The organism is Corynebacterium sp. HMSC074A01, from assembly GCF_001831515.1.
Classification (GTDB): Bacteria; Actinomycetota; Actinomycetes; order Mycobacteriales; family Mycobacteriaceae; genus Corynebacterium.
The window spans coordinates 148,971-169,718 of the sequence record NZ_KV825615.1; the positions used below are offsets into that span (position 1 = coordinate 148,971).

Annotated in this window: 17 protein-coding genes; 4 read left to right on the top strand and 13 right to left on the bottom strand. The window is 66.6% G+C overall.

Translation table 11 applies throughout. The features are described from left to right. The first annotated feature begins 27 nt into the window (after positions 1-27). Positions 28-882, top strand: coding sequence for a poly(ethylene terephthalate) hydrolase family protein (locus HMPREF2550_RS04465; RefSeq protein ID WP_070789976.1), 855 nt, complete (start codon positions 28-30; stop codon positions 880-882). Between the two features lie 122 nt (positions 883-1,004). Here HMPREF2550_RS04465 and HMPREF2550_RS04470 read toward each other — a convergent pair whose 3' ends face one another. From HMPREF2550_RS04470 to eccCa, 10 genes are all read right to left on the bottom strand, one after another. After that, positions 1,005-1,286 carry a hypothetical protein gene (locus HMPREF2550_RS04470; RefSeq protein WP_141757819.1) on the bottom strand — a complete coding sequence of 94 codons (282 nt, stop codon included), beginning with the start codon at positions 1,284-1,286 and terminating at the stop codon, positions 1,005-1,007. Continuing rightward, a complete protein-coding gene (locus HMPREF2550_RS12240; protein WP_168167684.1) occupies positions 1,286-2,812 on the bottom strand; it encodes a hypothetical protein in 1,527 nt (508 codons plus the stop codon). Before HMPREF2550_RS12240 ends, HMPREF2550_RS04470 begins: the two co-directional genes overlap by 1 nt. Beyond that, positions 2,809-3,135 carry a hypothetical protein gene (locus tag HMPREF2550_RS04480; protein ID WP_070789979.1) on the bottom strand — a complete coding sequence of 109 codons (327 nt, stop codon included), beginning with the start codon at positions 3,133-3,135 and terminating at the stop codon, positions 2,809-2,811. Before HMPREF2550_RS04480 ends, HMPREF2550_RS12240 begins: the two co-directional genes overlap by 4 nt. A 143-nt stretch (positions 3,136-3,278) precedes the next feature. Beyond that, positions 3,279-4,622 (bottom strand): phosphoglucosamine mutase, encoded by a 1,344-nt coding sequence (glmM, locus tag HMPREF2550_RS04485; RefSeq protein WP_070789981.1) that lies wholly within the window; start codon positions 4,620-4,622, stop codon positions 3,279-3,281. Positions 4,623-4,749: 127 nt separating this feature from the next. Further along, on the bottom strand, positions 4,750-5,298 hold the full coding sequence (rpsI, locus tag HMPREF2550_RS04490; protein WP_038588496.1) for a 30S ribosomal protein S9: 549 nt from the start codon (positions 5,296-5,298) through the stop codon (positions 4,750-4,752). Then, positions 5,298-5,741, bottom strand: coding sequence for a 50S ribosomal protein L13 (gene rplM, locus HMPREF2550_RS04495; protein ID WP_070789982.1), 444 nt, complete (start codon positions 5,739-5,741; stop codon positions 5,298-5,300). The genes rpsI and rplM overlap by 1 nt, the downstream gene beginning before the upstream one ends. Before the next feature lie 376 nt (positions 5,742-6,117). Further along, entirely contained in the window at positions 6,118-6,402 is a 285-nt protein-coding gene (locus HMPREF2550_RS04500; RefSeq protein ID WP_038588490.1) for a WXG100 family type VII secretion target, read from the bottom strand. A 37-nt stretch (positions 6,403-6,439) separates the two neighbouring features. After that, entirely contained in the window at positions 6,440-6,757 is a 318-nt protein-coding gene (locus HMPREF2550_RS04505) for a WXG100 family type VII secretion target (protein WP_070763227.1), read from the bottom strand. A 124-nt stretch (positions 6,758-6,881) separates the two neighbouring features. After that, positions 6,882-7,847 (bottom strand): type VII secretion-associated protein, encoded by a 966-nt coding sequence (locus HMPREF2550_RS04510; protein ID WP_070789986.1) that lies wholly within the window; start codon positions 7,845-7,847, stop codon positions 6,882-6,884. After that, positions 7,844-11,512 (bottom strand): type VII secretion protein EccCa, encoded by a 3,669-nt coding sequence (gene eccCa / locus HMPREF2550_RS04515; RefSeq protein WP_070789987.1) that lies wholly within the window; start codon positions 11,510-11,512, stop codon positions 7,844-7,846. The genes HMPREF2550_RS04510 and eccCa overlap by 4 nt, the downstream gene beginning before the upstream one ends. A 178-nt stretch (positions 11,513-11,690) precedes the next feature. Between eccCa and eccD the strand changes: the two genes are divergently transcribed. Both eccD and HMPREF2550_RS04525 read left to right on the top strand, forming a co-directional pair. Next, positions 11,691-12,974: a type VII secretion integral membrane protein EccD gene (gene eccD, locus HMPREF2550_RS04520; RefSeq protein WP_070789988.1), complete on the top strand. Its 1,284-nt coding sequence runs from the start codon at positions 11,691-11,693 to the stop codon at positions 12,972-12,974. A gap of 2 nt (positions 12,975-12,976) precedes the next feature. Next, positions 12,977-14,158, top strand: coding sequence for a S8 family serine peptidase (locus tag HMPREF2550_RS04525; RefSeq protein ID WP_070789991.1), 1,182 nt, complete (start codon positions 12,977-12,979; stop codon positions 14,156-14,158). Positions 14,159-14,346: 188 nt separating this feature from the next. Here HMPREF2550_RS04525 and eccB read toward each other — a convergent pair whose 3' ends face one another. From eccB to truA, 3 genes are all read right to left on the bottom strand, one after another. Beyond that, positions 14,347-15,624 (bottom strand): type VII secretion protein EccB, encoded by a 1,278-nt coding sequence (gene eccB, locus HMPREF2550_RS04530; protein WP_070789992.1) that lies wholly within the window; start codon positions 15,622-15,624, stop codon positions 14,347-14,349. A gap of 63 nt (positions 15,625-15,687) precedes the next feature. Beyond that, positions 15,688-17,844 (bottom strand): DUF6541 family protein, encoded by a 2,157-nt coding sequence (locus HMPREF2550_RS04535; protein WP_070789993.1) that lies wholly within the window; start codon positions 17,842-17,844, stop codon positions 15,688-15,690. Positions 17,845-17,887: 43 nt separating this feature from the next. Next, the gene (gene truA / locus HMPREF2550_RS04540; RefSeq protein ID WP_246819761.1) at positions 17,888-18,757 is read right to left on the bottom strand and encodes a tRNA pseudouridine(38-40) synthase TruA; all 870 of its coding nucleotides are present in this window, start codon (positions 18,755-18,757) and stop codon (positions 17,888-17,890) included. 297 nt (positions 18,758-19,054) lie between these two features. On the opposite strand from truA, the gene HMPREF2550_RS04545 reads away from it, so the two are divergent. Then, positions 19,055-20,686: a SpaH/EbpB family LPXTG-anchored major pilin gene (locus HMPREF2550_RS04545; RefSeq protein ID WP_070789995.1), complete on the top strand. Its 1,632-nt coding sequence runs from the start codon at positions 19,055-19,057 to the stop codon at positions 20,684-20,686. The last annotated feature ends 62 nt before the right edge of the window (positions 20,687-20,748 follow it).

The following is a 20,748-nucleotide window of genomic DNA, read 5'->3' on the forward strand; positions in this document are numbered from 1 at the left end:
CAAGCGTGCTCGAGTACCATTGTCTGCGTGTCTGCGAAGCTGAAGAATTTCTCCGAACTGTCCAAGCGCGGCCCGCACCGCGTACTCGAAGGCGACCTGGGCTATACCGGGCTGCCCGGCAAGGTCTACACCCCCGCCGAGGGGCGCGACCTGCCCGCAGTCGCCTTCGGCCACGACTGGACGAAGAACGTCGACGATTACCACCGCTTCCTGCGTCACCTAGCCAGCTGGGGTATCGTCGCCGCAGCGCCGAACACAGAGACCGGGCTGCGCCCGGACCACGCCGGGTTCGCCGCCGACCTAGAAACCGCACTGCAGATCTGCGCAGGCGTGCGCCTGGGCAATGGCAACATCACCGTCTCGCCGCAAAAGCTCGGCATCGTGGGCCACGGGATGGGCGGCGGCGCTGCCGTCCTCGCCGCCGTGGACAACGAAAAGGTCCACGCAGTGGCATCCATCTACCCCGCCAACGTCGCCCCCTCCTCTACCCAGGCGGCCCGCTCCCTGTTCGTCCCCGGCCTGATCATCGGGCCCGGTGTGGACGCTGACGCCCTGTTCAATCCGGGCAACCCGGCGAAGCTGGCCTACAACTGGGCCGGCAAGGCCTGCTACCGCACTATTAAGAAGGGCGACCAGCAGGAGTTCTCCGAGGACGGCCTGCTCAAGCGCGTCCTCGGCCTGGGCAAATCCAACCGCGGCATCCAGGAAACCGCGCGAGGCCTGGTCACCGGTTTCTTGCTCCACCAGCTCGCTGGCGAGAAGAAGTACGCCGCCTACTCCGACCCCGAGGCCGCGGGCAGCGGCGTCGAGTCCCTGGTGGGTGATGACCTGGCAGAGGCAGCCGGGCTAAGCCGCGACGATAGCGGGTTCTCGCTGTTCTAGGGTTTGGTTTGTTGGGGTTTGTCGCGGGTTGCGGTGAGCCAGTGAAAGATTCAACATTTTCCGGGCCGTTTTTTGCATAACCCCAGCTCGCGAGAAGCCCCTCGTCGAATTTTTCACGCCCCCTACCGCGGACGCCTCCCGTTCGGTGGTTCCCTTCGCAGCACCGCACGGATCGGCTTCTTGCCGTCTTCCGGAGGCTGCAGCAACTTCGAATTCCGTAGCGGGTAGCTGTACTCGCCGCGCGGCACAACCAGCGGCGGCTTGTCCGGGTTCGCCTGTGCCATCGCGTGGTACTTCGCGGTCTGGGCCATTTTGCGCTGGTTGTCACGAAGCATCGCTTCGAAATCCAGCATGCGCTTCTCTGTGCGTCGCCGGTACTGCTCGGCAAACTCTGCGAAATCCATCACCATTCCCCTGTCTTCTTCATGGCCCACGGCTCCGCAGAGTCCGCAGCTGCCGGTGTGTCGTTGTCAGTGTGTTCGGTCTGCTTGGCGTCTTCAGTTGCATCGGCCGGTGCCGGATCCGGCGGCACCTGGGCTACCTCGGTGGCTGGACTCTCGATGTGTTCCAGCTTCTTCGGCGGCGGGGCCGGTTCCTCTACCTGTGAGAGCTCGGGCGGTGGAGGGATCACACCATCCTCGGGCACAGGCTCGGGCTCGGGTGCTGGCTCCGGCTCGGGCACAGGCTCCGGGCATTCGGGCTCAGGCTCCGGTTCCGGGTTTTCAGGCACATCGTGCGTGCAGCACTCGGCCCCTGGGCATTCCGCGACCGCTTCCAGCGAGGCGGCGAAGCAGTCCAGCCCCTCGAGTACTGCCGCCGCACCGGCTTGCACCAGCGTGCCCACCCACGCGGCGGTCTCGGTCTGCGGTGCTGGAGGCTGGAACTGCTCTACTGTCTCGCAGTCCACGGTTTCAATACCTGCGTTGATTGCGCCATCGATGTCGAAGTTGAAGTTGAGCTCAACATTGACCGGTGCGGGCTGTCCGACCAACCCCGCAACGGCGGAAGCGGCCGCGGTGCCAACACTTGCGGTGTCGACGCAGCGCGTTTCCAGCCGTGGGCACTCCGTCACCCTCGGCTCCGGCGCTGGCTTCGGCTCCGGTGCCGGAGGCGGTGCAGGCGGATCAACAGGCGCAGCGGGCTTGGGCGGCGGCTCCGGCGCAGGCTCAGGCGCTGGTTTCGGTGCCGGTTTCGGTGCGGGCGTCTGCGCCGGCTCGGTCGCTGCTGTACCGCCACCCTCGCACTCGCAGCTGCCGTCGTACTCCACCGGCGGCTCGGGCTGCTGCACGGCGACGTCTTCCACGCACTTCGCGATGGCCTCGAGGCAGTCCTCGATGACGCAGTTGCGGTCCTTCGCCGTCGCGCTCGCCTGGGTGAGTGCGCCGATTGCCACGTCGATGACCTGGTCGGTCAGCTGTGGGAACCCAAACTTCACAATCATTTCCAGCATCCGGCACGCCGGTGAGAGGATTTCCTGCATGGCGATGTCGCCGGTGGTGCAAACCTCCTCGATCGTCTTGCAGCACGCTTGGATCTGACAGCCGACCTCGTCGACGTGGTTGAAGTGCTCGGCCTCGCGGTTGGCGTCTTCGGCCTCTCGCTGTGTGATGCCCAGCTCTTCGAACCAGCGCTCCTCGGCCCCCGGATTGGCCCCGGGCTCGCCGAAAATGAAGTCCGCGATCGGACCGTCGGCCCTGGTTTTTGAGCGATCCAAGCCGGTATAGACCGAGCCACTCCCGCTGAGCTGGAAGCGGCCTTGCAGCTGCGCGCCCGTAGAGGCGAACCCACTCAAATTCTGGCCGCGCAGCCGGTCGATCTGTTGTAATAAATCGTCGGCTATCCCTTGCGCCACTGCTTGCTTCCCCGGCGAGGCGGGGGCAGCGCAGATCAGCGACATAACGCGCTGTACTTCTGCTTCAACGGCACTCATAGGTTGGCCTCCCCCGCGGCAAAGCCTGTGGCGTTGCCCGCATCGTGGTGCGCAACGTCACCGCTGAGCCGCACGATCTGTTCCCAGTTCCGCGCCCGCGTGGACAGGTATGCGGCCGTCGTTTCGTCCATGCGCGACAGCGCCGCCGCGATCCGCGCGCCCTGGTGCGAAAAGCCCTGCCCGAAACTGTCTGGCGCGACCTGCGCCGGGTCCGCCGCAAGTGCTTCCCCAGCTGCGCGATAGGCACCGATAGCGCGTGTGTAGCGTGCACGTACGGCATCGACGTCGACATCAACGCCAACGCCGTGTTGCGATGCGCTCATAGTTCCACCCCCGAATATCCCCCCGGCCCACCGTTGTGGACCTTGTCAAAATTTTTCCTGGCCCCTATTAGACGCAGCCAGACCCCCTGCGGTTCCCTCGTCCCCGAAAGAATTTCCGGGGACGAGGTCCTTATGCCCGCAGACTACACCGCAGCGACGACTGCCGCGAGGCGACCGGCGACCTCGCGGGCGTGCTTCTCGTCGGAGGCCTCCACCATCACGCGGAACAGCTCCTCGGTGCCAGACGGGCGCAGAAGGACGCGGCCGGTATCCCCCAGCTCAGCCTCAGCGTCTTCCTTTGCCGCGATGACCTCCGGGTCGCTCATGATCGCGGACTTGTCAGAGACCGGAACGTTGATCAGCTGCTGCGGCAGCACTTGCATGACAGCGGCGAGCTCAGCGATCGTCTTGCCGGTCTCCGCCATGCGGGCCATGAGAAGCAGGCCGGACAGCGTCCCGTCGCCAGTCGTGGCGTGCGAGGGTACGACGATGTGGCCGGACTGCTCGCCACCGAGCGAGAAGTCGCCGCGGTTGAGCGCCTCGAGCACGTAGCGGTCGCCCACCGCGGTCTCCTCAACGTGGATTCCCTCGCGCTCCATGGCGAGCTTCAGGCCCAGGTTGCTCATCACTGTGGCAACCAGCGTGTTGTCGGTCAAGGAGTTGCGCTCCTTCATACCGGTGGCGAGGATGGCCATGATCTGGTCGCCGTCGACAATGTTGCCCTCCGCGTCGACGGCGAGGCAGCGGTCCGCGTCGCCGTCATGGGCGAGCCCGATGTCGGCGCCGTGCTCGACGACGGCGGCCTGCACCTGGTCCATGTGGGTGGAGCCCGAGCCGTCGTTGATGTTGAAGGCGTTCGGGGTGTTGTAGATGGCAACCACCTCTGCGCCGGCGGCGGCGTAGGCCTTCGGTGCGACCTCGGAAGCCGCGCCGTTAGCACAGTCGACGACGACCTTGATCCCGGTCAGATCCGTCGTCATCGCCTCAGCTAGGTGCGCCAGGTAGCGCTCCTGCGCATCGGGAGCCTCCTCGATCACGCGCCCGATGCCGGTGCCGGTCGGACCTGTCTCGTCAAGGGTGGCCATAGTCTGCTCAATCTCGTCCTCCACGGCATCCGGCAGCTTCTTGCCGCCGGCGGAGAAGAACTTGATGCCGTTGTCCGGCATCGGGTTGTGCGAGGCGGAGATCATCACGCCGATGTCGGCACCGTAGTCGTCGGTAAGAAATGCCAGGCCCGGAGTGGGGATGACGCCGACGCGCAGCACGTCGACGCCCTTCGAGGCCATGCCCGCCGCCATGGCCGCGGCCAGCATCTCGCCGGAGACGCGCGGGTCGCGCCCGATCAGCGCGGTTGGGCGGCGCTTGGTGGAGCGTCGGTCGCGGGTGAGCACGGTCGCGGCTGCCGCGCCGAGCTTCATTGCCAAAGGCGCCGTGAGCTTCTCATTTGCCAGTCCGCGGACGCCGTCAGTTCCAAACATTCGAGTCATAGGCACAATTATGCAGTACTGGCCGACACTGGTCAGGCACGGGGCCTGCCCAATCACCCCTATAGACGGCAAAACGCCGCCACCCCAGCGAGAGGGGCGGCGGCGTAGCACCTGGCAGTGGAAGCGATTAACGCTTGGAGTACTGCGGTGCGCGACGGGCCTTGTGCAGACCTGCCTTCTTGCGCTCGACGGCACGTGCGTCGCGGGTGAGCAGGCCAGCCTTCTTCAGGGTCGGGCGCTCAGCCGGGTTGTACACGTTGAGTGCGCGGGCGATAGCCAGACGCAGTGCACCAGCCTGGCCGGTCGGGCCGCCACCGTTGAGGGTGGCCTTGATGGTGAACTGGCCCTCGCGCTCGAGCAGCGTCAGCGGGGACAGGATGTCCTGCTGGTGCAGCTTGTTCGGGAAGTAGTCCTCGAACTCGCGGCCGTTGACGGTGATGGTGCCGTCGCCTTCGGTGACGGTCACACGCGCGATGGCGCGCTTACGGCGGCCCACGGTCTGGATCGGGCCCTCGTGCAGGTTCACCGGCTCGGCGACGGCCTCCTCGGACTCGTCAACCTCGGGTGCGACTGCATCGCCGATGGTGTAGTTGAACTCCTCGGTTGCGGCGGTGGCGGCGTCGATGTCGCCAGCGTCTGCAACGTTGTTCTCTGCGTTGGTGTTCGGCTCGGTCATTACTGTGCCACCTGCTTAAACTCGTAGGTTTCCGGCTTCTGAGCAGCGTACGGGTGCTCATCGCCGACGAAGACGTGCAGCTTCTTGATGGACTGACGGGAAAGCTTGTTGTGCGGCATCATGCCCTTCACAGCCTCCTCGATCACGCGGTCCGGACGCTCGTCCAGCGCGCGGCCCAGGGTCATGGACTTCAGACCACCCGGGTAGCCGGAGTGGCGGTAACGCATCTCGCGATCGCGCTTGTTGGAGGAGATGTGGATCTTTTCGGCGTTGATCACGATGACGTGATCGCCGGTGTCGACGTTCGGTGCGAACTGCGGCTTGTGCTTGCCACGCAGGATGTCAGCTGCGGTGGAAGCGAGCTTGCCCAGCACCACGTCGGTTGCGTCGATGACGTACCACTTACGGGTAATGTCACCGCTCTTCGGGTGGTAAGTAGACATGCATGACTCCTTAAAGTCTGTCTAGATGGCTGCCGGCCATATCTTTTGTGCCCACACCCCCAACGGCGGCCGGTGGAGACCCGATGGGCGTGGTACCAACTTCGAAGTTGGCAGGACACACAGGGGCATAAGCTTACGCGAAGTCCGGCCCAGCTCCAAAAAGAGCTTTCGCTTGCCGACGCCGCGTCGTCCCCTCCCCTGCCGAAGACAGCCCAACGCCGCCGCGGGATCCCCCCCAATCCCGACGGCGGCGCCGAAGCTATGTTTACTAACGAACAATCGCAGGTGTGTGTACCCGCGCCACTTCCCCCGCAGCAGCGCAGGTAGTTGGCCTCACCTCCTTCCTAAATACCCAGCCCGGCGAGCAGTTAAGGCGCTAGCCCCAGCTGTTCGCCGCGGCGTTGTTGACTGCGTGCATGGTGTTGTTGCCGTCCTCAACGGTGTTGGCGATCTGGTTGAGGATCTCGTTGAGGTCAGCCGCGGCCTGGTCCCACTTGGCCTGGTGCGCCATGTAGCTGGTGGCCGCCTCGCCTTCCCAGGTCTGGGTCATCGGGCGGATGACCTCCTTGAGCTCGTTCAGCTGGCCGTTGATGTTGGCCGCGGAGCTGCGGATATCCTGCGCGGTGTTGCCGATCTGGCCGAAGTCGTACTTAATGTGCATGTCAGCAGTGTCCTTTCGGTGCGTGTGTGTTCTTGAATTACAGGGCCAGGCCAGCGGAGCCTGAGAGGCTGTCCAGGCTCTCGGTCGTAGAGACGTCGGCGTGCTCGTAGTGCTTGGCGTTGTCGCGGATGTTGTGCGAGATGTCAGTCAGCGCCTCAGTCAGTCGACGCTGCGCATCGTCGTACCTTGCCATCAGTCCATCGAAGCTGCGCTGAGCGCTGCCCTGCCAGAAGGTACGGACAGACTCGGCGACCCCCTGGATGCGATCGATCTCACGGTTGACGTCGGCGTTCACGTTGTCGGCGTGGTCGGCCGTGGAGCGCATCACATCGGCTTCGGTCTGAAAATTGCTCATGGTTCCCCCTCATAGAAAGCGTGGAATGTGTGTGGTTGTAAACAGTGGCCGCCGGCGGCGGTTTCCCGTTCATATATTGGACGTTGAAACACGCCCTGCGGTTCCCTTCAAAGGCGAAAAATTTTTAACCTTCCAAGGCAACCACCCCCTCATGGTCTTGTGAGCTGCGGCTTTCCGGGGTATAGCGGGCGGAATTCATCGCCATCGTGCACGTCGCCTGCTGCACTTTGGTGGGCTCGTAGCGTGTGTGGCACCCCACCGAGAGCTGTACGGCACCGTCAGGCCACGTCTTCCATAGCGCCTGCGAGCCGTCCGCCGCGCGCTCTAGATACGTCACTGCGTGCCCGTCGGTGCCCACCAGTTCCACCTCGGGGTCGCGCTCGATGTCTTCGCGCAGCTGCTCCGCGAGCGCTTGGGCGGGCACGTTGTAGCGCTCGTCCACACTCAGCTGCAGGCGGAAGTTGGGGTCCGGTCCTACCGCCCGCCACATGTCCCCGTCCTCTTCGATACTGAACCCGGCGGGTAGCTGCACGCTCAGCCCGTCCTGTTCGAGCACTTCCGGTTCGGGCTCCGGCGGGGCCGTGCTCGGCGCGGCTGAGCTCGACGGGGCGGGAGCTGGTTCTGGGGCGGTCTCGTGGGCGTCGTCAAGCGAAGGCCCGAACGTCCACCACAACACGAGCCCGCAGGCGGCCGCCACCACGACGACCAGGCCGACGATGAGCCACATGGCGCGCCGTGATTCGTGGTCTTCGCTGGTATCGCGCGGGCGCGCAACCGGCAGCGGCTCGGGCGTGTGCACGGCGGGCAGCGTGGTGGTGGGTGCCTCATCAGCGGGCAGCTCGGCGGTGAGGTGGATGCCGTAGTCCGCGAGCGCCTGGTCGATGAGGTGGATCATCTGCTCTTGGGCGATGAGGTGCACGTGCGCGCCGTGAGGCTCGTCCCCGAAGACGCTGCGAATATAGGTGGCGATTTCCAAGGCAGTGGGCGCGTCACAGCGGCGCAGGTTCGCGGCGCCGCTAAAGACAGTCGCGTCCTCGGTGACGCGCACTTGCAGGGTATCTGTGTCGTGTGAGGTCTCGGCGCGAGTCATAGGGTTGCTCCTTCCTCGTAGGGCGCGCACAGCTGGACGGTGCCTTGCGTGGACCCGGCTTGTACCAGGGTGGCGCGGCCGGGAGCTTGCGGCTTTGGTTTCACTCCGAAGAGCGCGCCCTCCTCACGGGTGCCGTCCATGATGAGCACGTCCGGGTGGGTGTCTTTGAGCGCGCCGAGGAAGCCGCCGAACATCGCGCGCGCCACCCCGCCGAACTTGCGGGCGGCAACCACGTGCAGGCCGATGTCGCGCGCGTGTGGCAAAAGCGCGACCACCTCGCGTAAGTGCTCCTCGCCGACGAGCTCAAGATCGTCGATGACCAGGTAAATATCAGGCCCGGTCCACCAGGAACGATCAGCGAGCTGAGCGGGCGTGACGTCTGAGCCGGGCAGCCGATCGCGCATCGTGGTCACCAGCGCGCGGATCGCCTCGGCAATGGCGGTGGACGAGGCGGCGTAGGCGGCCGTCATGTCGTCTGCGGCGCGCCCGAGGTGGGCCCGGCGCGGGTCGCAGATCACCATGCGGGCATCTTCGCGATCCATCGCTTGAATCGCGGTAATAGCGCTGGCGATCACGGTGGATTTGCCGGCGCCGCCGGCCCCGATAGCCAGGAGGTGCCCGGATTGGCTGTGCAGCGGCGCAAGGCGCGGCCCGCCAACCCCGATCGGTAGAGCGTGCGGTTGCTCCTGGACCAGCTCCGCGGTGCGCACGTGTGTGGGCAGCACCTTGAGTTTCGGCACCGGCTCCTGACCGGCGGCGGTCGCGGCGATGTGCGCGAGATCCTGCGCATTCGCGTGAGCGAACAGCATGTGCGTGCCGTCGGGGGTCAGCCCGTGACCTGGCTTCGCGGGCAGCTTTTGTTGCAGCTTGCGGTCGATCAGCGAGTCCATGGGCTCGGTCAGGTGCAGCTCGTAGCGGGTGCCAATCAGGTCGCGCACGTTCGGCCGAATCGCGTTCCAGCGCTGCGTGGTCACCGCCAGGTGCACCCCCGCGGCAGGGCCTTCGGAGGCGATGCGCGCCAGCGGCTCCTTCAAGTCTTCGAATTTGGAGTCGGGTGCGCACAGGGTGTGCCAGCCGTCGAGAAGCAGCAGGGTGTGCTTCTCGACGCCACCGCGGCCCTCCCCCGCGTCCAACAGCTCCACCACCTCATCGACGACGCGGCGCACGCGCTCCTCGTCCGTGCGCAGCGCGACACCCGCGACGTGCGGGAGGCGCTCCAGGTCGTCGAGGCCGCCCGAGCCGGCGTCGATGCCGTAGATGGCCAGCTGGTCGGTCGTGTGCGCCAGTGCGAGTGCTGCCGCGATCGTGCGCAGCGCGGCAGACTTGCCGGTCTGCGGCCCGCCCGCAATCGCGATGTGTCCGCCAGACGCGCCCAAGTCGATGACCAGCGGATCCTGGCGCTGGCGGTAGGGCAGGTCGATGAGCCCGACGGGCGCGGTGAGCGCCGCGCCTGTCTGCGCGACAGGGCTGCCGGGGCTTACCGCGTGCAGCGCGAGCGTATCCGGCAGCGGCGGCAGCCACACCTGGTGTGCACGCATCCCGTCCGCTGCGGCAAGCTCGCCCGCCTTGCTCACGATCGCCTCAAAGGTCGTACTCGTCTCCACGGTTTCAACGGTGTCCACTGTGTCTACTGTGTCCACTGCCGCCGCTTCGGCGGCTGCCGTCTCCCAGCCATCAAAGAGACGAACTGTCGGAACCTCCGAGCTACCGCGCACCGCGACGCGCCGGGTCAGCGCGCCGGAGACGTAGGAGGCGCGGAAGCGCACCAGGTCCGGCGAGCCCGCCTTGAGAAAGCCCGAGCCGGGCTCGCCCGGTAGCTCGTAGGCGTCCGGCACGCCGAGGACCTGGCGCGACTCGCCGGCAGAGAAGGTCTTCAGGCCAATGCGATACGACAGGTGCGAATCCAGCCCGCGCAGCTTGCCCTCTTCCAAACGCTGCGAGGCCAGAAGCAAATGCACCCCGAGCGACCGGCCGAGCCTGCCCACAGCCACGAAGAGCTCCGCGAAGTGCGGGTGCTGGGTGAGCAGCTCGGAGAACTCGTCCACGATGATCACCAGCGCGGGCAGCGGGGCGAGCTCCTCCCCACGCAGGCGGGCGGCGGTGTAATAGGTGATGTTGGCGTAGTTGCCCGCGGTGCGCAGGAGCTCTTGGCGACGGTGCATCTCCCCCGAGATCGCGTCATACATGCGCTCGACCAGCACGGCCTCGTCCTCTAAGTTGGTAATCACCGCCGAGGTGTGCGGCAGGCCCTCGCAGCCTAGGAAGGTCGCCCCGCCCTTAAAGTCGACGAGCACCAGGTTGATCTCCTCTGGCGAATGCGTGGCCACGAGCGCTGCGACCAGGCTTTTCAGCAATTCCGACTTTCCGGATCCCGTTGCCCCGATGCACAGCCCGTGCGGCCCCATACCTCCGTGGGCCGCCTCCTTCAGATCCAGGTAGACGGGCTCGCCCTCGGGCGTGGCCCCGATGGGGACGGTGAGCCGTTGACGGGTGCCCTCCCTGCCCGGCCACATCGTAGCTGCATCGAGCACGTCGATGTCGTCGATGCCCAGCATGGCGAGCAGGTCGCCCCCGGTTTTTCGCACATTGCTGGTACCGGTGGGGCGTCGATAAAAGGCCAAGTGGCGCGCGATCAGTGCCGCCTCCTCAGCACTAAAAGGATCGGGCACGCCGAGATACTCGCGGCCCGACTCGGTGACCGCGGCCAGCTCGTCTGTGCACACGACGTGGAAGGCGTGCTCGCTGACGAAGGCCTCCGGGTCCTCGTCCACCGTGATCACGCACTCGGCGCTGGCGTGCGCGGGCGCGAACGCCGCATCGTCGGCACCCCGGCGCGCTTGCGCCACCACCACGCGGAACTGGGCGCGCTCCGGCTCGCGCGCGTGCGGCAGCCACTTCGCCCACGGCATTGCCGCATGCTCCAGCTCAAGGCCAATTGTCTCCGGGCCGTGGAAGAAGGCCAGCTGCGACACCACCGCACTGGCCACGTCGTGGGCGCGCGGCCCTGCGAGCGTAATGGCGGGGAAGGCGGCCAGCTGCACCACGATCGGCATCCCGGGCACGGTGCCCACCGCCGCGACCGCCCGACGCAAGCTCACCGCGCATACCGGGTCGAGGTCCTCCGGCGAGCCGGGATCGTCCACCTCCACCGGCGTGCACAGCGCCATCGCACCAGTGCCGAGCCGCACCTGTAGCGCCTCTGGCGTGTCCGCGCCGCGCTCCCACACCCGTGCGCTGTCCACCCCGGTGAGCAGCATCGCCGGCTCCGGGTGCAGGTAGGAAAAGTGGGCGCGCTGTTTGACCGCGTTGGCGCGAGCCTGCTTGGTCAGCGCGTCCAGGTGTCGCAGGTAGACCCGCCGCGTCTCGTCGATATCGCTCTGCTGCTCCTGCGGCTGGAACATGGCGATGAGCCCGAAGGCCATCATGAGCGGGAAGATCAACATCATCGGCCCCATCGCTCTGCCGGAGAGCAGCATCAGCGCCATGACCGCGCCGACGGCCACCATCATCACGATCGGCAGCAGGATACGTAGCAGAGGCAGCGGCTGGTGCTTCTGCGCGTTGGGCACAGCTTCTGCGTGGAGTGCGCCGCTGGGCAGCGGCGGGGCGTCGGCAAGCGGCATGCGCGTGGGCACGAGTACCGGATTGTGGTCGACTCCGAGCACGAAAAATTCCCCCCAAGATCTGCCACAGCCGCTGGTTCCCCCGAACCAGACGTGCGAGCTGTGGACGTGCCCGGCAGTTTACGCCATACTTGGAAACACCGCGCGGCAAATGGGGGTTCGCGCACACACTTTTCGGGGGTTTTCCTTGGTAGCTACATCTGCCCATCACATTGTTCGCATGACCGTGCGCGTTTCCGCCGTGTCCTTCCACCGCGACATCGACCTGGTATTGCCCACCTCGTCGACTTTCGCGGAAGTGCTGCCTGAGCTGGCCACATTCGTCGACCTGCCGCGCATCCACCGCCCGTGGGAGGCCACCACCGTCGGCGGCGCGCCGCTGGATATGCACACCCCGCTGCACAAGCTCAAGCTTCGCGACGGCGCCGTGATCGTCCTGAGGCCTCAAGAGTCAATCGAGCCGCCAGTGGTTCGCGACGCCGCCGAGTCACTTGCCGCGGCAGCCGTCGGCACCCGCGACACCACAGGCCTGGCCCACCTGGCCAGCTTCGCCGGTGTGCTCGGGCTGGCTGTCCTCGCCGGGATGTTCACCTCCCTTCCTGTCGCGCTCGGTGTGGGCGCGCTCGCCGTGTTTGCGCTGGCCGTGTTGTCGCGCGTCTCCACGCTGTTCGCCCCGCTGCCGGGTGTGGCGGCGATTTCGGTGGCCTGCTGGGTCGCAGGTCTGCCCGGCGCGTGGGAGCCCGTCGATGTGGCACTCGGCGTCTTCGCGGGAGCCGCAACTGCCTGCGCGCTCGTCGTCCTCGGTGCCGTACTCGGGTTGGCCAGGCCTTTCGCCTCCGCGTGCACGGTCACGTTAAGCGTCCTGCTGAGCATCGGGGCGTGCGGGGTGTGGCTGCCGAGCGCGCAAGCCCCGGCGGCGCTGACGGTGCTCGCCGGACTCCTCACCGTCCTCTCCACCCCGGCTGTAGCCACCCGCGCCGCGGGTCTGAAGGTCCCGCGCGTGCCCACCGCGGGCGAAGCCTTCGCGACTGCCGACGGCTACCAGCCTGATGTCGACGAGCGCAGCCAACGTGCGATCACGCTCGTCGCCGCCATCTCCTGTGCGGTGGCCGCCAGCATGCTGCCTGCACTTTTTGCCATTGCCTGGGCAGGCGGGGCGTGGGTGTGCGCGCTTGCCGTGTGCACCGCCGGAGCACTGGGCATCTACGCCTCCCGCCACCACTACCCCGTGCCCCGGGCAGCACTTGTCACCGCCGCACTCGGCGCGGTGTGCGCGTGCGCGCTCGCCGTGGCGCGCACCGACAGCCCGCACCCCGTGGCAATCGCGGTGGCACTGCTGGTCACGCTCACCGCCGCGACCGCCGCGATTTGGGTACGCAACGTGCCGGAGCTGGAACCCACCACCGTGGTGTGGTTTGAGCGCGCGGAGACCGCCGCCATCATCGCTGCGCTCCCGCTCGCGCTCCACGTCGCCGGACTGTTCGCGCTGATCAGGGGGCTGTGAGCATGAAACGTTTCACCGCCATTGCCGCAGCCGCGCTGCTGTGCGCCCCGCTGCCGCTTGCCACAACTGCGTACGCTCAGGACTACGCCTGCGCCGTGCCCGTCCACGCCAGCCCGCCGGCACCGCCAAGCGTCGATGAGCAGGCCCGGCAGGCGCGCACCGATCCGATTGCCCGCGCGCACCGCTTCGCCACCGGCGATGGGGTGCGCATCGCCGTCATCGACACCGGCGTCCACCCTCACCCCGAGCTCGCCCGCCTTCACCCGGGCCGCGACTTCGTCGACCACGACAACCCCGACCCGTTTGCCGACTGCGACTCGCACGGCACCGTCGTCGCCGGCATCATCGCCGGGAATACCCACGGCGTTGCACCGGACGCGGAGCTCATCGCCATCCGCCAGACCTCCGCGCACTACCGTGACCGCGAAAGCGACGACCCCAGCGCGGGCTCGCTCGCCACGCTTGCTAGCGCTATCCACAACGCCATCGACGAGCGCGCCGACATCATCAACATCTCCGTCGTCTCCTGCCAACCACCCGAGATCGCCGAGCGCATCGACACCCAGCCCCTCGACGCCGCACTGGCGCGCGCCGAGGTCGAAGGCGTCCTGGTCGTCGCCGCAGCCGGCAACGAGTCCGGCGAGTGCGCCCAGGGCTACACCGTCTTCCCTGCGCACTCGCCCACCGTGCTCGCCGTCGCTGCCCGCGAGGGCTCACACGACATCGCGGGCTACTCCATCCGCGTGCCCGGCCCGGCGCTGTCCGCCCAGGGCACGGTCCCACTCGCCCTGGCTTCCGACGGCACCGGGTTTGCCACCGGCACCCACAGCGACAACGGGCCCGCCCCGTACGCGGGCACCAGCTTCGCCGCCCCGGTCGTTACCGGTACTGCGGCCCTGCTCATGCAGCGCTACCCGCACCTGCACCCCGCCGAGGTGCGCGCGCACCTCTACGCCGCATCCCAACCCAGCGGGGGCGCGCTCGACCCGCTCGCCGCGGTGACCCAGCTGCCGCCGGCGTCTCCCGCGGACGCGGAACCGCTGGCTCTGCGCCCTGCCGAGGAGCAGGTGTCGGCGTCAGTAGGCAAGATGGGCAACGTACTGCTCGCCGCGGCGATGCTCCTGATCTGCCTGTTCGCAGCACCGCTGGTGCGAGCCCAGGTCGCGGGACGCCGATCTTCCTAAATGGAGCTAGCTCCATTTAGACCAGCGCCGGTTGCAAAGCCCCAGGTCGCGGGACGCCGATCTTCCTAAACGGAGCTAGCTCCATTTGGACCAGGGCCGTCGGGTGTGCTTCGCTGTCAGCTTTTCCGGCCGCGGAAGAGCCCAAAACCGGCCCAACACTTCGGCATCAATTTGAGCCAAGTCAAGACTTAGTACGTCGCCGTGAGCGCCGCAGTTCGCTCTAGCGCTTCCCCACGCGGTAGCAGCTGCACGAGTCGCCACGGCACCTGCTCCACCTTGGCGGCACCGATAGCCTCGAGGGTCGCCTCGTCCGGCACGCCGTGGCGCAGGCCTGTCTGGTCCACCACGTGGTAGCCGTTGCCGGTGTCCACGGCTACCGCGCCGGACGGCAGGCCGACAAAATACGATGCCGCACCTGCGCCGGAAAGGCGCACGTGGCCGGCCATCGCCTCTGATGCGGGAAGCGTCGCCGCCCCGCCGTCTTCTGTAATACAGGTCGCCTCCGGCTCGTCTGCGGGCTCGCCCGCTGGGTCGAGCAGGCGCAGATCATGCTCGGGCAAGCGGATCGGCGCTGGGTTCTCCGCGTCGGGCTTCTCCGCCACAGCCTGGGCGGGCACCTCCGTGACTTGCGCGCCCGCCTCCAGCAGAATCTCCGTCTGCACGCTGGTAATCGGTTGCACGCCGCCGGAGGTCTCAGCCCATTCCCGCTCGCCGGTACGCAGCACGCGTGGCAGCGGATCCGGCAGCGCAAACGACGGCTGCTCCTGCAGCGCTCCGAAAAGCTGCGCGGGCGGACGCCAACGCGGTGTGGACGCATCAATCCCTAAGACGCGGCGCACGATCCGGCCGTCCGGGGTTGTCGACGGCGGCAGCTGGGTGCGTCCCTGCGCGGTAACCAGCCAGTCGCGGTGATCCACCTCCGCCACGATCGCGGACTCCAGCCCAAGCGACGGCACCTGCGCGTCCACCGCGCGCACCACCACCTCGGGCTCGGCGTCTCGCTCGCCGGGTACCGTGCACGCCGACCAGTACGTATCCGCCGCGTCCTCCGGCGCGAACACCGAAGGAGCGACGCCGATGCCGACGGGCACGCCGCGGGCGAGCTTTGCCAAGTGCTCGTCGCCGGCCCGCACCGGTTCTTCCGGCGCACCCACGATCAGGCGTGCCGAAGTCAGATTCGTCACCGGGTGGACGGTGTCATCCACCCGCGCGAACAGGCTCCCGTCGGTGGCGCGGATAATCGCCGCCTCGCCCGGATTCGGGTTCGGCCGCATCCAGGCGAACAGTCCCATGACGCCCGAGATCATCACCACCGCCACCACCCCGAAGATCATGGCGCGACGCCGCGAGGAAAGCGGATCGTGGATCATGCGGATATCCCCCAGGATCAGGCCGTGTTCCACCCTGCGTCGCAGAAAGCGGTGCCCGGAAACCTGCGTCTTTGTCGTTGGCAGCAAGCGCGCCATAGGTCTTGTCCCCCGATGCGTGTTGTGCGGTCACTGGCTCCCCCCGAGCCAGGCCGCTTCATTTTACTGCAGGGGCGCAAACTCCGCAGTGCCAGCAGGTGCCTCAACGAAGAGGTCGTCGGAGCCGTGCTCGCGGGCGTCGGCAAGCATGCGCTCAAGCTCGTCCTGGGTGAACTCCTTGTTTACCGCGAAGATCACCACATCGCCCTTGCGGTAGACGGGCGTGAGCCCGCGCGAGGTCCAAAAGCCACGCTGCATCTGCAGGCGCTCGAGCTGGAACGGCCAGAAAGCTGACGGGCTGAGCATGTAGAACTTGATCCCCAGCTCGGCTGCGGCGCGATCCACCACGTTCTCCGCGTCCGCATTACCGCGCAGGCCCTCGCCGATCTCGCGCGCCTGCCAGTACGCAATGTCCGTATTCGACCCACGCCCGCCGGTCGGCCACAGGTAGTGCCGCGACAGCATCGGCAGCCCGTTGTAGGCGTACCCCCAGCTGTGCCCGTCGGCGGGGTCACCAAAGATCGTGCCCTCCCAAGCTGCAGGCTGCGTGGCCAGCCAGTCCCAGGCCGCCCGGTCGTCGTCGCTGACCATGCGGTCGACCACCCGTGCGTCCAGAAACGCCGACTGCGCGCCAGCCACAGCGGTGTCACGCACCGTCGGCGCGGCAATCATCGCCACCACAAGGGCCATGCTTATCGACGCCACACCTGTCCCCCGCTCCCACGCCTTGGACCCCAAGCGTGCAGCAACCGGCGCGAGTGTGAACAGGCGCACCATAGCGGCAACTCCGATCGCGGCAGCCACCAACACGCTGAGCACCACCGGGAAGATCAGGCGGTGGGCGGTGTTGTAGTGCAGGTTGCCCGCCAGCGTGAGCAGACCGCTGAGCGGGCCCGCCACGGGTGCGATCGCGTTGGCGGTAATGGTCAGCGACAGGGCGTAGAACAGCGCAGGCCACACCTGGCGGCGCCACAGCAGGCACACCAGCGCGCCGAAACCGGCCAGCCACAGCCACACGGTGGCGTCGTAGTCCGGGAAGAACTCGTGGACGTGGCGGGTCTGCATGGAAAAGGCGATGTCCCACCCGCTGTCGAAGTCCTTGCTTTCCTTCGTCGCCCAGCCGGAAACTTCCCCGGCCTGTTCCGAACCGGCGAACACCTGCGGGAGGTACACAAACGCGGCGACGGCACCGGGGACGGCCATCCACACGGTGTCGGAGAGGCGGCCGCGCTCCGGGCTGATGAGTGTCGAGGTCAGCCAGTACAGGCCCACGCCCAGCACCACGACGGTCAGCGCCGCCGGGTGCGCCGTGAGCACGCCGAGCAGCCCCACCGTAGCCGGGAGGGCACCCGCGTGACGGGCGGGCAGGCGTGTGAACTGGTAGATCACTGTGCCGGTCAGCGACATGGCGAACAGGTAGGGCCACATGCCGACGAAGTCGCCCACCCAGGCAAGCTGCGGCGCGCCGTATACGAAGATGGCAGCGAGCCCGGCCGCGATCTGCGCCGTCAGCCCGCGTGAAGCGGTAAACGCGAACGCCAGGCACGCCGCGGTGATCGGCAGCGCGATGCCGGTGAGCACGATCATGCCTATGTTCAGCGTCGGGATCGGGTCCAGCCCAGCCGCTTCACCGAACAGCGCGATGCCGGTGTGGAACGCGGAAGGATACAGCAGGTTGGCGTGGGTCTCGACGTTCTGCAGCTCGCCCATCCGCGTCGGCGAAGCCACGCCGGTGTCCATGATGAAGCGCACCAGGTTCGCATGCCACTGCACGTCCCAGCCCTGCACGATGTTGTAGGCGCCGTGCGGCGAGCGCACCAACCAACCTAAACGGTCCGAGATAAGCATCCAGGATCCGCCGACGACACCGGCCGTCGGCAAGAGCCAGAAGGGGTCGAGGATACTGCCCTTCTTCCACTTGCCCGGAAACAGCGCGCGACGCCACGAGATGCGCCCGCCGCGCCGCGCCTTCCGCGCAAAGGCGTAGCGCCACGCCGCAGCCGCCGCGAGCGCGAACACCAGGCTCACCGCGTAAGTCCACAGGTTCAGCGGTGCAGAGGTCAGGCCCCATATCCAGGCGCTCATGCCGAAAATGCCAAAGCTGACCGGCAGCGCCATCGCCAACGCGTGCGGGCCTTTTACCCCGGCGACGAGGTTAAACGCCAGGCCCGGGAGGAGGAAGAACGGTATGGCAAGCACAGCTACTGCCGCAGGTGTCATTGTCCCTCCTCGGATATGTGTGCGTGAAAAGTATTCTAGGCCTTTAGTCCTCCGGCAACGTGCGTCGGTCGCGTGTCACGGCGGTCCGCTTCGCAAAGGCATCAGGGTGCGGGTACTCCACCCCGGTCAGCGTTAGTCCGCACGCCGGGGCGAGTGGCACCTGCGAGTCCCGCTTCGTCGCCTCGAGCAGCTGCGCGACCCATTCTTCCTGCCGCTTGCCCTCCCCTATCTTCAGGCAGGTCGCGACCAGAGCGCGGACCATGTTCCAGCAGAAAGCATCTGCGGTGATGCGGGCCTCGTAGACCTCGAGCTCGTGCTGCGTACTCACGTCGTGCCAGGTAAAGGCGTGGACGTCGCGGATCGTGGTCGCGTGCGGCTTCGGCTTGCAGAAAGCCGCAAAGTCGTGCAGCCCGACGAGCAGGTCCGCCGCCTGCTGCATGCGGTGAAGGTCGACAGGCTTGCCCCAGACGGCGGTGTCGGCGCGGCGCGTCGGCAGGGCACCGGCGGGGCTGGTGGTCACGCGGTAGGTGTACGACCTGTGCAGGGCGGCGAAGCGGGCGTCGAAGGCTGGTGGTGCCTCGTGGACGTCGAGCACCCGCACGTCGGCGGGCAAAAGTTTGGCTAGGCGGCGCACCAGTTTGGTGGGGTCGCCGTCGATGGAACGCTGCTCGAGCGCGGCCTGCGGAATATCCGTGTGCGCGACCTGCGCGCTCGCGTGCACACCGGCGTCGGTGCGACCGGCCACCGTGAGCGACACCGGGGTGCGCAGTACGAGCGCGAGCGCGTCCTCGATGGTCTCCTGCACGGTCCGCACGCCCGAGGTTTGGCGAGCCCAACCGTGGAAGTCCGTGCCGTCGTAGGCGATATCCAGGCGCAAGCGCATGTCCGTGCCCGATGCTGGCGGTGTGGTCATTCGGATAAGGCTAGCAGGTGGGGCATGGGATGGACCGGCTCACTGACGACACGGCTCAAGAAGTGCAAAAGCGAGACCATCGTGGTCTGCTTTTATGCACTCTAGTGCATAGAGTATCCCGAACATCAATAGAATTAGTAATCCCTTTAGCTATTCTTCAGCAATCAGCCCACTTCAGTAGCCATTTGTCAGCGATACTTAAGTGTTGCCAGGTGATTGCCAAGCAAATATAATGCATTGGCTGGAAGCCATGATTTTTCTCGCGCACCGCGCATTCTCCCCCGAAAGCTGAGTCCCATGACCACACGTGCCGCCCGTTCTCTCATCGCTGCTGTTGCCGCAACGTCGCTTTTCATCGGCGGCGTGGGCGTTGCCCCGACTGCACTCTCTCAGCCGGTTCCGCCGGCGAACTCCGTTGCCCAGGGTATCCCCGCTACCGGTAACCTGCAGATCCACAAGATCCTCGGCCTCCCGCAGAATACCCAGGCAGACGGTACCGAGAAGACCGTTGCCGGAGATCCGGGTGCGGGCATCACCTTCACCGTCTCACGCGTGAACAACGCCAACGGGCCGATCGACCTGACTAAGCAAGAAGGCTGGACGGCCATTTCCGGCATTCAGCTGCAGGACAACGGCTCCCTGCCTGACGGGTTCACCAAGGGCGAGACCACGACCAAGAAAACCGTCAACGACGGCACCGCCGCCTTTTCCGACTTGCCCGCCGGCCTCTACTTGGTAGAGGAGCCTGCCAACCAGGTGGACTCGAACGGCAAGGCCGTGACCCCATCCGCCCCCTTCCTAGTTACTGTGCCGATGACAAACCCGGGCGGCGACGGCTGGCTCGATACGGTGCACATCTACCCCAAGAACCAGGTCACGGAAGCGCCCACCAAGAAGATCAACCAGATCATCGATAGCAACACCGGTCCCGGCCTGCACGTGGGCGACTCCATCCAGTACCAGGTTGACTCGACCGTGCCGGTCATCTCCGCGCCTTCCCAGGGCCAGGATGGCAAGTTGCAGCCGGGGACGGCGCTGCCCAAGGCCTTCACGATCACCGATAAGCTGCCCGCAACGCTGGGTGAGCCCACCAACATCAAGGTGAACTTCGCTGGCACCGAGCTGCAGAATTCGCAGTTCGCCACCGAGGCCCACCAGGTTGATGGCCGCTGGGTGCTGCGCGTGCAGATCAACCCAGCCGAGTTGAACGACACCAACGCCGTGGAGGCCAAGCAGCTCAGCGTCACTTTCGACGCGCCTGTCACCGAGATTCCGGAAACCCTCGACAACGTTGCCTGGGCCCTGCCGGATGAAATTACGGATCCCGAGCCGTGGGACCCCGAGAACCCAGGCGACGGCACCAGGCCGGGTACCACCACCAGCGCTCCGGCCACGTTGAATTTCGCGGACATCGCCGTCAACAAGCTCGACGCCGCCAATGCACAGACCAAGCTGGCTGGCGCCGAGTTCCAGCTGCACCGCTGCGACGCTGACGGCAAGGCGGTCGGTGATGCCCTCACGCTGGGGGCTACGGACACCTGGACCACCAGCGATCAAGGCACCTTGCTCATCAAGGATCTCACCTACAACCGCGTGGACTCCACGGGCAACGCCGATGACTTCTGGACCAGCATTAAGGGCTTTGAGAACACCACCCAGTTCTGCCTGGTGGAGACCAAGGCCCCCGCCGGCTACGCGCTGTCCTCCGCACCGGTGCTGCTGACTTTCACCGCTCCCGTTGCGGACGATGACACCGCAACCCCGGTGAACGAGGCCCGCTACAACGCCACCGCCGACATCCAGAACGCGAAGACCAGCGGCATCCTTGACCGCCTGCCGCTGACCGGTGGCTTGGGTGTCTGGCTCATCATCGCCTTTGGCCTCGCATTGGCCGCCATCAGTATCGCCCTGTCGCGCAAGAAGGCCTAAGCGCCTCCGCGTGGTCGGCGCTACGCGACAACATTATAGGAAGGAAAGGGAGGGGATTTCCC

Excerpts from the sequence above, each read along its gene's own strand:
- HMPREF2550_RS04545 (WP_070789995.1), top strand. The coding sequence starts at position 19,055 with ATGACCACACGTGCCGCCCGTTCTCTCATCGCTGCTGTTGCCGCAACG.
- truA (WP_246819761.1), bottom strand. The coding sequence starts at position 18,757 with ATGACCACACCGCCAGCATCGGGCACGGACATGCGCTTGCGCCTGGAT.
- eccB (WP_070789992.1), bottom strand. The coding sequence starts at position 15,624 with ATGGCGCGCTTGCTGCCAACGACAAAGACGCAGGTTTCCGGGCACCGC.
- HMPREF2550_RS04505 (WP_070763227.1), bottom strand. The coding sequence starts at position 6,757 with ATGAGCAATTTTCAGACCGAAGCCGATGTGATGCGCTCCACGGCCGAC.
- HMPREF2550_RS04500 (WP_038588490.1), bottom strand. The coding sequence starts at position 6,402 with ATGCACATTAAGTACGACTTCGGCCAGATCGGCAACACCGCGCAGGAT.
- glmM (WP_070789981.1), bottom strand. The coding sequence starts at position 4,622 with ATGACTCGAATGTTTGGAACTGACGGCGTCCGCGGACTGGCAAATGAG.
- HMPREF2550_RS12240 (WP_168167684.1), bottom strand. The coding sequence starts at position 2,812 with ATGAGTGCCGTTGAAGCAGAAGTACAGCGCGTTATGTCGCTGATCTGC.
- rpsI (WP_038588496.1), bottom strand. The coding sequence starts at position 5,298 with ATGACCGAGCCGAACACCAACGCAGAGAACAACGTTGCAGACGCTGGC.
- HMPREF2550_RS04510 (WP_070789986.1), bottom strand. The coding sequence starts at position 7,847 with ATGACTCGCGCCGAGACCTCACACGACACAGATACCCTGCAAGTGCGC.
- HMPREF2550_RS04525 (WP_070789991.1), top strand. The coding sequence starts at position 12,977 with ATGAAACGTTTCACCGCCATTGCCGCAGCCGCGCTGCTGTGCGCCCCG.
- eccD (WP_070789988.1), top strand. The coding sequence starts at position 11,691 with ATGACCGTGCGCGTTTCCGCCGTGTCCTTCCACCGCGACATCGACCTG.
- HMPREF2550_RS04535 (WP_070789993.1), bottom strand. The coding sequence starts at position 17,844 with ATGACACCTGCGGCAGTAGCTGTGCTTGCCATACCGTTCTTCCTCCTC.
- rplM (WP_070789982.1), bottom strand. The coding sequence starts at position 5,741 with ATGTCTACTTACCACCCGAAGAGCGGTGACATTACCCGTAAGTGGTAC.
- HMPREF2550_RS04480 (WP_070789979.1), bottom strand. The coding sequence starts at position 3,135 with ATGAGCGCATCGCAACACGGCGTTGGCGTTGATGTCGACGTCGATGCC.
- HMPREF2550_RS04470 (WP_141757819.1), bottom strand. The coding sequence starts at position 1,286 with ATGGATTTCGCAGAGTTTGCCGAGCAGTACCGGCGACGCACAGAGAAG.